The sequence below is a fragment of the Actinokineospora lacus genome (assembly GCF_053813445.1).
On record NZ_JBQERA010000001.1, the window covers coordinates 434008 to 446794 of the forward strand.

The 12787-nt window shown below is 71.0% G+C and carries 11 protein-coding genes and 1 tRNA gene; 7 read left to right on the plus strand and 5 right to left on the minus strand.

Annotated elements, in window-relative coordinates; all coding sequences use genetic code 11:
* The first annotated feature begins 39 nt into the window (after positions 1 to 39).
* Genes ACTG9Q_RS02140 through ACTG9Q_RS02150 form a run of 3 tightly spaced genes read left to right on the plus strand, consistent with a single transcriptional unit; the run spans position 40 to position 4088 of the window.
* Complete coding sequence (locus tag ACTG9Q_RS02140; protein WP_455571303.1) at positions 40 to 1875, plus strand: NHL domain-containing thioredoxin family protein; 1836 nt, start codon at positions 40 to 42, stop codon at positions 1873 to 1875.
* A gap of 43 nt (positions 1876 to 1918) precedes the next feature.
* Positions 1919 to 2239 (plus strand): GroES family chaperonin, encoded by a 321-nt coding sequence (locus ACTG9Q_RS02145; RefSeq protein ID WP_455570842.1) that lies wholly within the window; start codon positions 1919 to 1921, stop codon positions 2237 to 2239.
* Positions 2240 to 2255: 16 nt separating this feature from the next.
* Entirely contained in the window at positions 2256 to 4088 is a 1833-nt protein-coding gene (locus ACTG9Q_RS02150; protein ID WP_455570843.1) for a VanW family protein, read from the plus strand.
* 72 nt (positions 4089 to 4160) lie between these two features.
* Here ACTG9Q_RS02150 and ACTG9Q_RS02155 read toward each other — a convergent pair whose 3' ends face one another.
* Complete coding sequence (locus tag ACTG9Q_RS02155; protein ID WP_455570844.1) at positions 4161 to 4439, minus strand: GlsB/YeaQ/YmgE family stress response membrane protein; 279 nt, start codon at positions 4437 to 4439, stop codon at positions 4161 to 4163.
* A gap of 133 nt (positions 4440 to 4572) precedes the next feature.
* Between ACTG9Q_RS02155 and ACTG9Q_RS02160 the strand changes: the two genes are divergently transcribed.
* Positions 4573 to 5373 carry a DUF1206 domain-containing protein gene (locus ACTG9Q_RS02160; protein WP_455570845.1) on the plus strand — a complete coding sequence of 267 codons (801 nt, stop codon included), beginning with the start codon at positions 4573 to 4575 and terminating at the stop codon, positions 5371 to 5373.
* Between the two features lie 49 nt (positions 5374 to 5422).
* Here the strand turns inward: ACTG9Q_RS02160 and ACTG9Q_RS02165 are convergent, their stop codons facing one another.
* Entirely contained in the window at positions 5423 to 7246 is a 1824-nt protein-coding gene (locus ACTG9Q_RS02165) for an acyl-CoA dehydrogenase (protein WP_455570846.1), read from the minus strand.
* A 107-nt stretch (positions 7247 to 7353) separates the two neighbouring features.
* Positions 7354 to 8061: a LuxR C-terminal-related transcriptional regulator gene (locus ACTG9Q_RS02170; protein WP_455570847.1), complete on the minus strand. Its 708-nt coding sequence runs from the start codon at positions 8059 to 8061 to the stop codon at positions 7354 to 7356.
* A gap of 303 nt (positions 8062 to 8364) precedes the next feature.
* Here ACTG9Q_RS02170 and ACTG9Q_RS02175 point away from each other — a divergent pair, with 303 nt between their 5' ends.
* Entirely contained in the window at positions 8365 to 8829 is a 465-nt protein-coding gene (locus ACTG9Q_RS02175) for a hypothetical protein (RefSeq protein ID WP_455570848.1), read from the plus strand.
* Between the two features lie 37 nt (positions 8830 to 8866).
* On the opposite strand, the gene ACTG9Q_RS02180 is transcribed toward ACTG9Q_RS02175, so the two are convergent.
* A tRNA-Gly gene (locus ACTG9Q_RS02180) sits at positions 8867 to 8937 on the minus strand.
* A gap of 68 nt (positions 8938 to 9005) precedes the next feature.
* Between ACTG9Q_RS02180 and dcd the strand changes: the two genes are divergently transcribed.
* Positions 9006 to 9587 (plus strand): dCTP deaminase, encoded by a 582-nt coding sequence (dcd, locus tag ACTG9Q_RS02185; protein WP_455570849.1) that lies wholly within the window; start codon positions 9006 to 9008, stop codon positions 9585 to 9587.
* 6 nt (positions 9588 to 9593) lie between these two features.
* On the opposite strand, the gene ACTG9Q_RS02190 is transcribed toward dcd, so the two are convergent.
* Positions 9594 to 11666 (minus strand): putative bifunctional diguanylate cyclase/phosphodiesterase, encoded by a 2073-nt coding sequence (locus ACTG9Q_RS02190; protein ID WP_455570850.1) that lies wholly within the window; start codon positions 11664 to 11666, stop codon positions 9594 to 9596.
* 328 nt (positions 11667 to 11994) lie between these two features.
* Here ACTG9Q_RS02190 and ACTG9Q_RS02195 point away from each other — a divergent pair, with 328 nt between their 5' ends.
* Positions 11995 to 12777 carry a lysozyme gene (locus tag ACTG9Q_RS02195; RefSeq protein WP_455570851.1) on the plus strand — a complete coding sequence of 261 codons (783 nt, stop codon included), beginning with the start codon at positions 11995 to 11997 and terminating at the stop codon, positions 12775 to 12777.
* The last annotated feature ends 10 nt before the right edge of the window (positions 12778 to 12787 follow it).

The following is a 12787-nucleotide window of genomic DNA, read 5'->3' on the forward strand; positions in this document are numbered from 1 at the left end:
TGTCCCGCAATGCGGACACCGGAACACGTCCCCCGGGTCATGGTGTTCACTCCGCACGTGACAACGCTGGTCAAGGTGCGGGCGCCGGAGCTCGTCGGACGCGGGTGGCTGAACACCGGGGGCGCGGACCTGCGCCTGGCCGACCTCCGCGGCAAGGTCCTGTTGCTGGATTTCTGGACGTTCTGCTGCGTGAACTGCCTGCACGTCCTGGACGAGCTGCGCCCCTTGGAGGAGGAGTTCGCCGACGTCCTGGTGACCGTCGGGGTGCACTCGCCGAAGTTCGCGCACGAGGCCGACGAGGCCGCACTGCGCGCCGCGGTCGAGCGCTACGACGTGCGCCACCCCGTGCTCGACGACCCGGACCTGAGCACCTGGCAGGCGTACGCGGTCAAGGCGTGGCCGACGCTGGTCGTGGTCGACCCCGAGGGCCACGTCGTGCACGTCGCCGCCGGTGAGGGCCACGCCGAGGCGCTGCGCAGGGTGATCACCGAGGTCGTCGCCACCCATGAGGCCAAGGGCACGCTGCACCGCGGCGACGGGCCGTACGTGCCACCGCCGCCCGCGGAGTCCGAGCTGCGCTTCCCCGCCAAGGCCGTGGCCACGGCGACCGGCCTGCTGGTGGCCGACACCGCCCACCACCGCGTCGTCGAGCTGGTCGACGGCGTCCTGACCCGGGCGTTCGGCACCGGGGAGCGCGGCCGGGCCGACGGCGCGGCCCCGACCTTCGCCGAGCCGTCCGGGCTGGCCGTGCTGCCCGAGCACGTCGCCGCCCAGGTGGGCTACGACGTCGTCGTCGCCGACACCGTCAACCACCTGCTACGCGGCCTGGACACCCGCACGGGCGCGGTGACCACCGTCGCCGGGACCGGCGCCCAGTGGCGCGACGGCGCCACCGACGGCCCCGCGCGGACCGTCGACCTGACCAGCCCGTGGGACGTGGCCTGGTGGCCGCCCGCCAACGGCGTCGTCATCGCGATGGCGGGCAACCACACCCTCGGCCTGTTCGACCTGCTGGCAGGCCACGTCAGCCGGTTCGCGGGCACGACCGTCGAGGGCCTGCTCGACGGCCCCGCCGAGCAGGCGTTCTTCGCCCAGACCTCGGGCCTGGCCGCGACCGAGGAGCGGCTGTGGCTGGTCGACGCCGAGACCTCCGCGTTGCGCTGGGTCGAGCCCGACGGCGCGGGCTTCGCGGTGCGCACGGCCGTGGGCGCCGGGCTGTTCGACTTCGGCCACCGTGACGGACCGGCGGCCAAGGCGCTGCTGCAGCACCCGCTGGGCGTCACCGCCCTGCCCGACGGCTCGGTCGCCGTCGCCGACACCTACAACGGCGCCATCCGCCGCTACGACCCCGCCACCGACGAGGTCAGCACCCTGGCCACCGGCATCGCCGAGCCGTCGGGGGCGGTCCTGGTCGACGGCGAGCTGGTCGTGGTCGCCTCCGCCGCGCACCGCTTGGAGCACGCGGTGACCGCCGCCCAGCTCGTCACGGGCGACGCGCACCAGGTGCGCAGGCCGCCGACCGACATCGCCGCGGGCGGGGTCGAGCTGGCGGTGGTCTTCACCCCGCCGCCGGGGCAGAAGCTGGACGACCGCTACGGCCCCAGCACCCGCCTGGAGGTCACCGCGTCCCCGCCGGAGCTGCTCGCCGACGGCGCCGGTGTGGGCACCGACCTCACCCGCGCGCTGGTGGTCTCCGACACGGTCACCGAGGGCGTGCTGCACGTCGTCGCCCAGGCCGCGGCCTGTGACACCGACGGCGCCGAGCACGGCGCGTGCCACCTGACCAGGCAGGACTGGGGCGTGCCCATCCGGGTGCTGCCCTCCGGCGCGAGCAGGCTGCCGCTGGTTCTTGGCGGCTTGGACCACCACTCCTAGCACACCTGAAAGTGGCGCGCGCGCGGACGGTTAGGATTCGCCGGTGCCGGAACTGAAGCTCGAGATCCAGCTGCTGCACGACCGCGTGCTGGTCGCGCTCACCCCCGAGGAGGGGGAGCGCCGCAGCACCGGCGGCATCGTCATCCCGGCCACCGCGCAGATGGCGAAGCGGCTCTCCTGGGGCGACGTGCTGGGCGTGGGGACCAGCGCGCGCCACGTGAAGGTGGGCGACCGGGTGCTGTTCAACCCGGACGACCAGTCGGAAGTCGAGATCCAGGGACGCACCTACCTGGTCATCCGCGAGCGGGACGTGCACGCCATCGCCAGCGAGCGCACCGAGCACGGCACCGGGCTGTACCTGTGAGCGGGAAGGGGTAGACGTGGCGCAGGAGCACCAACCGCAGGGTCAGCACCAGTGGCCGGAGTCCCACGCCGAGCAGACGGACCTGCTCCCGGTGCCGGGCTACGACGCTGCCACGCAGCGCATCGCGCCCGTGGGTCCGCAGGCGCAGGCCAAGCGCGCGTTGCGCAAGCCCGCGATCATCGCGGGCGCGGTCTTCGGCGCGCTGGTCCTGCTCTACGGCATCGACCTGCTGGTGACCAGCGGCTCCGTGCCGCGCGGGGTGACGGTGGCGGGCGTCGACGTGGGCGGCATGTCCGAGGCGGAGGCCGAGGCCGCGCTGCGCGCGCGAATCGAGCCGCGCCTGAGCGAGCCGGTGGCGGTGCGGGCGGGCAGCGTCGAGCAGCAGCTGGACCCCGCCGCGGCGGGCCTGACGCTGGACTGGGCGGGCACCATCGACCAGGCGGGCGACCAGCCGCTCAACCCGTTCACCCGCATCGGGTCCTTCTTCAGCACCCGCGAGGTCGGCGTCGTCACCGCGACCGATGACGCCAAGCTGGACGCGGCCATGGCGAAGCTGAAGACCGACACCACCAAGGCCCCCGTCGAGGGCGCCATCACCTTCACCGGCGCCAAGCCTGTCGCCGTCGACCCGGTCCCGGGCCAGGAGCTGGACGCCCCTGGCGCCCGCGACGCGGTCGTCGCGGGCTGGGCGGGCGGGGAGACGCTGGTGCTGCCGGTGACCGAGACCCCGGTGAAGACCACCGCCGAGGGCGTCGCCGCCGCGCTGGCGCAGGTCGCCCAGCCCGCGGTGTCCGGCCCGGTCGTGGTCAAGGGCGAGGGCAAGGACGCCACGATCACCCCCGAGGCCATCGCGGGCGCGCTGAGCTTCGCCCCGGCCGACGGCGGCGGCCTCACGCCGAAGATCGATCAGGCCAAGATCGTCGCCGCGGTGAAGCCGCAGCTGGCCGAGACCGAGAAGGAGGGCAAGGACGCCGAGATCGTGTTCGAGGGCGGCAAGCCCACGGTCACCCCGTCGGTGGACGGGCTCGGCGTCAAGTACGACACCGCGTTCGCGAAGCTGCTCGACGTGCTCAAGAAGACCGAGGGCCGCGAGATCAAGGTCGAGTACACCAAGACCCCGGCGAAGGTGACCACCGAGCAGGCCAAGGGCCTGGGCATCAAGGAGGTCATCGGCGAGTTCACCACCCGCGGGTTCGCCCCGGACTCCGGGGTCAACATCCGGGTGGTCGCGGGCAAGGTGACCGGCGCGATCGTCAAGCCGGGCGAGACGTTCAGCCTCAACGGCCACACCGGCCCGCGCACCACGGCCCAGGGCTACGTCGCGGCGGGCATCATCTCCGACGGCGCGCCCGGCAAGGCGGTCGGCGGCGGCATCTCGCAGTTCGCCACGACGCTGTACAACGCCGCGTACTTCGCGGGCCTGAAGGACGCCGGGCACAAGGAGCACAGCTACTTCATCAGCCGCTATCCGCCCGCGCGCGAGGCCACGGTGTTCCAGAACCCCGACGGCAGCAGCGTCATCGACCTGAAGTTCACCAACGACGCCGAGACCGGCATCGCCATCCAGACCGTCTGGACGTCGTCGTCGATCACGGTGAAGATCTGGGGCACCAAGCGCTACACCGTCGACTCGGTGACCGGCCCGCGCACCGCGGAGACCCCGCCCTTCGAGAAGGACGGGCCCGCGGAGAACTGCAAGGCCTCGAACGGCGCGCCGGGCTTCACCATCACCGACACCCGGATCGTCAAGAGCCTCTCCGGGTCCGTGGTGCGCCGCGACACCCGCACGGTGCGCTACAACCCGCAGCCGAAGATCATCTGCAAGGCGCCGGAGAAGCCGCCCGCGTAATCCTCCGGACAGGCCCGTAACCCAGGACAGGCCGGGGTCGGGAGGCTCGCGAGCCTCCCGACCCCGGCTCGCTCAGGTCCGTCGGGTCTTCATCTTCGCCCAGATCCCCGCCACGACGGTCACCGCGATCACGGCCACGATGACCTGCAGCACGATCTCCAGGACGTCGATGCCCTTGGTGTCGTCCCAGCCGAACGGCTTGGCCAGCAGCGTGCCGATGAACGCCGCGGCGATGCCGGTGAGGATGGTCAGCCACCAGGGGATCTTCTGGTCGCCCTTGGCGATGGCTCGGCCGAGGACGCCGAGGATGGCGCCCACGATGATCGCGCTGATGATGCCGCCGATACCCATTCCACTCCTCCGTAGGTCTTGCCAGGTCACCAGACTCGCACCGGATGTTTTGACCTGCCTGTCGAGGGACACCTACCCCCCAGCAGCACCACCCAATCGAGTGGTGGGCCAATCGAGTGGTGGGAGGCGGAGGGTGGACGCACAGGAGGCGCACCGGGCCAGACCGGTGCAGTGGATGGGCCGGGCGGGCATGGTCTGCTACGGCCTGGTCTACGTGGTGCTCGCCTACATCGCCGCCCAGGTGGCGCTCGGCTCGAAGCGCGAGGCCGACCACACCGGGGCGCTGGCGGAGATCTCCGCGACCGGTCTCGGGACGGCGCTGATGTGGGTGCTGGCGGTGGGGCTGTTCGCGTTCGCCCTCTGGCAGGGGCTGATGGCCGCGCTGGGCTACCGCTGGGTCGACAAGCCGGGCAAGCGCACCCGCAAGCGGCTCGGGGCCGTCATCCGCGCGGGCACCGGGATCTCGCTGGGCATCGCCTCGGCGCGGATCGCCTCGGGCGGCGCGGCGGGCAGTGGCGACCAGAAGCAGAAGGAGCTGACCGCCCAGGTGATGTCGCTGCCCGCGGGGCGGTTCATCGTCGGGGCCGTCGCGCTCGTGGTGATCGGGGTCGGCGTCTCGCGGGTGGTCTCCGGCGTCCGCGGCTCGTTCATGCACGACCTCAACGCGGGCGAGCTGCCCACCGGCACGCGCAAGTGGGTGGAGCGCCTGGGCCGGGTCGGCTACATCGCCAAGGGCATCGCCATCGCCATCGTCGGCGGCCTGCTGGGCGTGGCGGCGCTGTACACCGACCCGCAGGAGGCGGGCGGGTTCGACGCCGCCCTGCGCACCCTGGCGGCGCAGCCCTTCGGCATGTTCCTGCTGCTGGTGATGGCCGTGGGCTTCGCCGCCTTCGGCGTCTACTGCTTCGCCGCGGCGAGAGCGCACCGGACGTGAGGTGAACAGGCGGCCCCCGGGGGATTGGGGCCGCCTGTTCCACCCCTGCTCAGAACGCGGCTTCGTCCACGTCCATGATGTCGTTGTCCGCGGACTCGACGATCTTGCGGGCACCGGACAGCTCCGGCAGCACGTTCTTGGCGAAGAACGACGCGACCGCCAGCTTGCCCTCGTAGAACGCCTTGTCCTTGGCCGAGGCGCCCGCGTCCAGCGCGGCCATGGCGATCTCGGCCTGGCGCAGCAGCTGCCAGCCCACCAGCAGGTCGCCGGTGCCCATCAGCAGGCGCACGGTGTGCTGGCCGACCTTGTAGAGGTTGCGGGGGTCCTCCTGCGCGGAGGTCAGGGCGCCGATCAGCGAGCCCAGCATCGCCTGGACGTCCTCCAGGGCCTGCTTGAGCAGCACGCGCTCCTGCTTGAAGCGGCCGTTGCCGCCCTCGGCCTCCAGGAACGCGGTGATCTCCCCGGCGATGTGGCCCAGGGCCGTGCCCTTGTCGCGGACGACCTTGCGGAAGAAGAAGTCCATCGACTGGATGGCGGTGGTGCCCTCGTACAGCGAGTCGATCTTGGCGTCGCGGATGTACTGCTCGATCGGGTACTCCTGCAGGAAGCCGGAGCCGCCGAGGATCTGCAGCGCCTGCACCAGCTGCTCGGTGGCCCGCTCGGAGCCGACGCCCTTGACGATCGGCAGCAGCAGGTCGTTGACCCGCTCGGCGAGCTCCTGGTCGCCCTCCCCCGTCCAGACCTGGTCCTGGAAGGAGGCGGTGTAGAGGTAGATCGCGCGCAGGCCCTCGGCGTAGGCCTTCTGCAGCATCAGGGAGCGGCGGACCTCGGGGTGGCGGGTGATGGCCACCCGCGGCGCGGTCTTGTCCAGCATCTGGGTCAGGTCGGCGCCCTGCACGCGCTCCTTGGCGTACTCCAGGGCGTTGAGGTAGCCGGTGGACAGCGTGCCGATGGCCTTGGTGCCGACCATCATCCGGGCGTACTCGATGACCTGGAACATCTGCGCGATGCCGTCGTGCACCTCGCCGAGCAGCCAGCCCACCGCGGGGGTGCCGTGCTGGCCGAAGGTCAGCTCGCAGGTGGTGGAGACCTTCAGGCCCATCTTGTGCTCGACGTTGGTGACGAAGGCGCCGTTGCGCTCGCCCAGCTCGCCGGTGGCGCTGTCGAAGTGGTACTTGGGGACCAGGAACAGGCTCAGGCCCTTGGTGCCCGGTCCCGCGCCCTCGGGGCGGGCCAGCACCAGGTGCACGATGTTCTCGGTCATGTCCTGGTCGCCCGAGGTGATGAACCGCTTCACGCCGTCGATGTGCCAGGTGCCGTCGGGCTGCTGCACGGCCTTGGTGCGGCCCGCGCCGACGTCGGAGCCCGCGTCGGGCTCGGTCAGCACCATCGTCGCGCCCCAGCCGCGGTCGATCATGAACTGCGCCCAGCCGCGCTGCTCCTCGGTGCCGTTCTTGTGCAGGATCATGGCGAAGTTGGGGCCCGCCAGGTACATGAACAGCGCGGGGTTGGCGCCGAGGATCAGCTCGGCGGCGGCCCACTGGACGGTGGGGGGCAGGCCGAGGCCGCCGAGCTCGTTGGTCAGCCCGAGGCGCCACCACTCGCCGTCCCACAGCGCCTGGTAGGACTTCTTGAACGACTCCGGCAGGGTGGCCGAGAAGGTCTTGGGGTCGTACACCGGGGGGTTGCGGTCGGCGTCGACGAAGGACTCGGCCAGCGGGCCCACGGCGAGCTTGTTCAGCTCGGCGAGCACCCCGCGGGCGGTCTCCTCGTCGGAATCGGCCAGCACGCCGGTGCCCAGGCGCTCCTGAACCTTCAGCACCTCGAAAAGGTTGAATTCGAGGTCGCGGACGTTGCTCTTGTAGTGACCCATGTCTGTTGCTCCGTGTCCTCACGAGCGGCAGCGTGCTACTCACCGGTAACAACAGGATATTACCAGCGGGTAACTCAGGCAAGTGATGCGTGGTTTCGTGCCTGTTCTCACGTGCCCGTGCGCGTCTGGCCTGCCGAAGTGGTACTGAGCACCCCGGCGCGGAAGGCCACGGCGACCGCGTGCGTGCGGTCGCGGGCGGAGAGCTTGCGCAGGATCGACTTGACGTGGGTGCGGACGGTCTCGACGGAGACGTAGAGGATCTTGGCGATGGCCTGGTTCTCCAGCCCGTCGGCGATGAGCTGCAGCACCTGGAACTCCCGCCGGGACAGCGGCTGGGTGTTGTCCGAGAGCCAGGCCAGCCTGGCCCGCGGCGCGGCGACGGTCTGGGCCAGCGCGGAGTCGACGTAGCGGCGGTCGCGGTGCAGCGCGTGCAGCGCCTCGACCACCTGGGGCGGCTCGGCCGAGCGCAGGATCACCCCGTGCACGCCCGAGGCCAGCGCGGTGGCGACGTAGTGCGTGGTGCGGTGGGTGTCGCGGACGAGGATCAGGATGGTCAGGTCAGGGTGCCCGGCGGTGAGCATGTGGCTGAGGTGGTGCCGGGGGTCGAGGCCGGAGTCGACGAGGGCTATCGCCGGGTGGAAGCGCTCGACCAGGGCGATCGCGCCCTGCTGGGTGTCGGTCGCGCCGAGCCAGCGCAGGCCGGGGGTGCGCATGACCAGCGCGGACAGGCCCTCGCGGAACAGGGGGACCCCGTCGACCAGCACGATGCCCATGCCCGCCTGTCCTACCGGACGCGCGATGGTGGTCGGAGGCATACGTGACCCTTCGTCAAGAAAATCCCGTCCGGTAGGCGACGTGTCAGCGGGCCGGTTGTGACGTGCCGTGGCCCAATGAGGCCCAAGTCACCCTGGTGGGCGAGTGCATGTGATCTGGGTTACATCAATTGTCTGGGTAATCGTCGGCGGATGGGCCCGTGTGTCGCCCAACCGAGGAATACCGACGGGTAGGTGAGGGATTGAGTAGGAACGGTCGCCCGTCCGGGATAGGGTCGAGATGTCTCCGGAGTGACCGCCCGACTGCGGTGCGTACGCGGAGTGTCCAACCGAGAGGGGCAACCGGTGGAGCCAGGCGCGGTCCGCAACGCCGACGGATGGTTCCGCCTGATGGTCGAGACCGACCTCGGCCCCGGCCTGCGCGCCCTGGGCCTCTCCGGCAGCGACCGCCATTATCGCCTGGTCACCGACACCCACCGCGGCGAGATCTCCATCGTCCAGGGCCCCGCCCGTCCGGGCACCACCCGCTTCACCCTGTCGGTCGGGGTCACCCCGACCGACGAGTGGACCGCCCAGCGCCGCATCCGCCCGTACCTGCGCCACTCCCAGCCCGGGTGGCAGCCCGGCTGGCGCGCCCCCATCGGCAGCGTGGTCATGGTCGGCGCGGGCGTCCCGATCGGCGACCTCTGGTGGCAGGTCCAGGCGGGCAAGCCCTTCGCCGCGCTGTCCCAGGAGATCCTGCGGCTGGTCCGGGAGTTCGCCCTGCCCGCCATGCACGCCCAGATCCGCAGGCGCACGAGCGGGACATGAGAAAACCCCAGGCCACTGACCTGGGGTTTCGCCACTGAGCGGATGACGGGAATCGAACCCGCGTATTCAGCTTGGGAAGCTGATGTTCTACCATTGAACTACATCCGCGTGATCAAGCTCGGCACGATCATACACCGTGCCGAGGCCACCCCGAGCGCCCGGGTTACTGTAGGCCGGTGCTGCTCAGCGACCGCGACCTTCGCAAGGAACTGGACTCCGGTCGGCTCCGGGTGGAGCCTCTCGACCCGGCGATGGTGCAGCCCTCCAGCATCGACGTGCGGCTGGACCGGTTCTTCCGGGTGTTCAACAACACCCGCTACACCCACATCGATCCGCAGCAGCAGCAGGACGACCTGACCTCGCTCGTCGAGGCCGAGGGGGACGAGCCGTTCGTGCTGCACCCCGGGGAGTTCGTGCTCGGCTCGACGTTCGAGGCGGTGACCCTCCCCGACGACCTGGCAGGCAGGCTGGAGGGCAAGTCCTCGCTCGGGCGCCTGGGCCTGCTGACCCACTCGACGGCCGGGTTCATCGATCCGGGGTTCACCGGGCACATCACGCTGGAACTGTCCAATGTGGCGAACCTGCCGATCACGCTGTGGCCGGGCATGAAGATCGGGCAGCTGTGCCTCTTCCAGCTCTCCTCGGCCGCGGAGTTCCCCTATGGGTCCACACAGGCCGGTTCCCGGTACCAGGGACAGCGGGGGCCGACGCCGTCGCGGGCGTACCGCAACTTCCACCGGGTCGACACGCGCCGCTGAGCGGGCTCAGGCGAACCAGCGCTCGATGTCCTCCGGCGGGCCCGGTTTCGCGTAGAGCCAGCCCTGGGCGCTGTCGCACCCGATGGTCGCGAGGCGGTCGGCCTGCTGCGGCTCCTCCACGCCCTCGGCGATCACCTCAAGGCCCAGCACGTGCGCCAGCGACACCAGGCTCGACACGATCTGGCTGTCGGCGGCGTCGGCCTCCGGGATGCCGCGCAGGCCCTCCATGAACGAGCCCGCCAGCTTGATCGCGTGCACCGGCAGGTGCCGCAGGTAGGCCAGGTTGGAGTACCCGGTGCCGAAGTCGTCGATGGCGATGCGCACGCCGAGGTCGGCCAGCCCGTGCAGGGCGGCCAGCGGCTTCCCGGTGGTCTCCATGATCGCCGACTCGGTCAGCTCCAGCTGGATGGCGCTCGCGGGGATGTCCGCGGCGGCCAGGATCGTGGCGACGTCGGCGACCAGCGTGGGCTCCTCGGTCTGCCGGGCGGCCAGGTTGACGCTGACCCGGGGCGCGCGGTCGCCGTAGGCCGCGCGCCAGCGGCGCGCCTGGCCCGCGGCCTCGCGCAGCACCCACCGGCCGATCGGGACGATCAGGCCGGTCTCCTCGGCCAGCCCGATGAACTGGTCGGGCCCGAGCCGCCCGAACTCCGGGTGGGCCCAGCGGACCAGGGCCTCGACCCCGACCAGCGCGCTGTCGGAGAGCCGGACGATGGGCTGGTAGTCGACGTAGAACTCCTCGCTCTCCACCGCGGCGGGCATCCGCGCGGAGAGGGTGAAGCGGGCGACCTCGCGGGCGTTGCGCTCGGCGTCGTAGTCGGCCCAGCGGTTCTTGCCGTCCGCCTTGGCCCAGTAAAGGGTCACGTCGGCGTCGCGCATCGTCTCCGCCGGGCTGGTGCCCACCACGTTCCGCTCGACGACGCCCACGCTGGCCGAGACCGACAGCCGGTGCCCGCCGATGCTGACCGGCTCGGCCAGCGCGGCCAGGATGCGCTCGGCGAGGCCCACCAGCTCCTCGCGCCCGGAGCTGCGCTCGACCAGGACCACGAACTCGTCGCCGCCCATCCGCGCGACCAGCCGGTTGGGCGCGGTGATCAGCGCGTCGAGCCGGGCGGCGACGGCGACGAGCAGCTCGTCGCCGACGTCGTGGCCGAGGCTGTCGTTGATGACCTTGAACCCGTCGAGGTCGAGGTAGCAGACGCCGACGCGGTTGTGGCTGCCGACGGCGAAGGCCGCGGCCAGCCGCTCGGTGAACAGCGCCCGGTTGCCCAGGCCGGTGAGCGGGTCGTGGTTGGCCTGGTGACGCAGACGGGCCTCAAGGCTGTGCCGTTCGGTGATGTCCTCGAACATGCCGACCATGAACCGCGGCGCGCCGGTCTCGTCGCGCACCAGCGACACCGACTGGTCGACCCACAGGCCGCTGCCGTCGGACTTCTTGAGCAGCCGCTCCATCCGGTAGTGGTCGCGCTCGCCCGCGGTCATCTGCTGGAACGGCTCGAGCATCGCGGGCGGCTCGTCGGGGAAGCGCAGGTCGGTGACCGTCATGCCGACCAGCGCGGCCTGCTCGTAGCCGAACATCGCGGCGAAGGCGGCGTTGGCCTCCAGCAGGGTGCCGACCCCGTCGGTGATGACGATGCCGATGGCGGCCTGGGTGAACATCGCCCGGAAGCGCGCCTCGCTGGCCAGCAGCGCGGCCTCGACGCCGCGGCGGGCGTGCAGCGCGGCGCGGCGGATGGCCTCCTGGTCGCGGAAGATGCGCTCCTGCTGGGCGGTGACGAACCCGGTGGTCAGCGCGGCCTGCAGGGCGGGCAGGCGGGGGCCGGGCAGGTGCTCGCCGAGGAGCCGGATCGTCGCGGCCAGGGTGGCGGCGCCGGTCAGGCTGAGCTCGACCAGGCCGGTGCCGACCTTGGCGACGGCCTCGTCGTCGACCTCATCGGCGGCCAGGGCGGCGTAGACGACGTCGACGAAGGCACGGACGCGGCTCAGCAGCGTGGCCCGGTCCAAGGCGACGTACCCGGTGGAGACCAGCACGGTCGTCCACCGCTCGGCGAACGCGTCCGGCCCGGCCGGTGCGTTGTCCACCCCTGCCCCCTTCCGTGGTTCCACACACAGTTTCACCTGTACAACGCCATGTAGCCAGACCGGATGCGCATTTGCGACCCGCCTGCACCTCTGTTCACATAAGGCTTCCGGGTGACTACCGAAAGCGTTCGCACGGAGGTGGCCATGGTCAAGTCTCCACCCATCGCCGTGGCCATTCGACCTGCCCATGACGATCAAGTGATTCATTCACGCGAAAGCGTGACAAATGGGTGGTTAATCCAGCACACTAGGTGTTCGGTCGGCTACCCCCGGTTAGCGGCCGACGTGAGGGCACTCGGAAGGGGCATCAACGATGAAGTCCTTGTTAATGACGGCTGTACTGGTGCTGACCGCGGTCCTGCCCGCCTCCCCCGCGGCGGGCGCCGTGCCAGACCAGGTCCTCGCCCAGGACCACCCCATGGGCTCGCAGATCCGCAAGCACGAAGGCGGCGACGGCAACGCCCGCCGCCCCATGCCCGACCCGGGCGTGGCGGCCACTGTGGACGGGATCGACGTCTCCGGCTGGCAGGGCAACGTCGACTGGGCGCACTGGTGGAACCAGGGCAAGCGCTTCGCCTACGTCAAGGCGACCGAGGGCACCACCTACCGCAACCCCTACTTCGCCCAGCAGTACAACGGGTCCTACAACGTCGGCATGATCCGCGGCGCCTACCACTTCGCGCTGCCGGACCGCTCCTCCGGCGCGGTGCAGGCGAACTTCTTCGTCAGCAACGGCGGCGGCTGGTCCCGCGACGGCAGGACCCTGCCCGGCGTCGCCGACCTGGAGTACAACCCCTACGGCGCTACCTGCTACGGCAAGACGCAGGCCGCGATGGCCGCCTGGATCGCCGACTTCAGCAACACCTACAGATCCCGCACCGGCCGGGACCCGGTGTTCTACACGAGCACCAGCTGGTGGTCGCAGTGCGTCGGCACGGCCGCCCGGTTCGCGGGCACGAACCCGCTGTGGGTGGCGCGCTACTCCTCCACCGTCGGCGCGCTGCCCTACAACTGGACCGTGTGGACGTTCTGGCAGTTCACGGCCTCCCCCATCGACCAGAACTACTTCAACGGCGCCTACGACCGGCTGCAGGCGCTCGCCAACGGCTGACCATGGGCTA

What these genes read in the sequence shown, in the direction of transcription:
- ACTG9Q_RS02140 (WP_455571303.1), top strand. Translation starts at nt 40, where the DNA reads ATGGTGTTCACTCCGCACGTGACAACGCTGGTCAAGGTGCGGGCGCCG.
- ACTG9Q_RS02155 (WP_455570844.1), bottom strand. Translation starts at nt 4,439, where the DNA reads ATGGGTATCGGCGGCATCATCAGCGCGATCATCGTGGGCGCCATCCTC.
- ACTG9Q_RS02165 (WP_455570846.1), bottom strand. Translation starts at nt 7,246, where the DNA reads ATGGGTCACTACAAGAGCAACGTCCGCGACCTCGAATTCAACCTTTTC.
- ACTG9Q_RS02170 (WP_455570847.1), bottom strand. Translation starts at nt 8,061, where the DNA reads ATGCCTCCGACCACCATCGCGCGTCCGGTAGGACAGGCGGGCATGGGC.
- ACTG9Q_RS02195 (WP_455570851.1), top strand. Translation starts at nt 11,995, where the DNA reads ATGACGGCTGTACTGGTGCTGACCGCGGTCCTGCCCGCCTCCCCCGCG.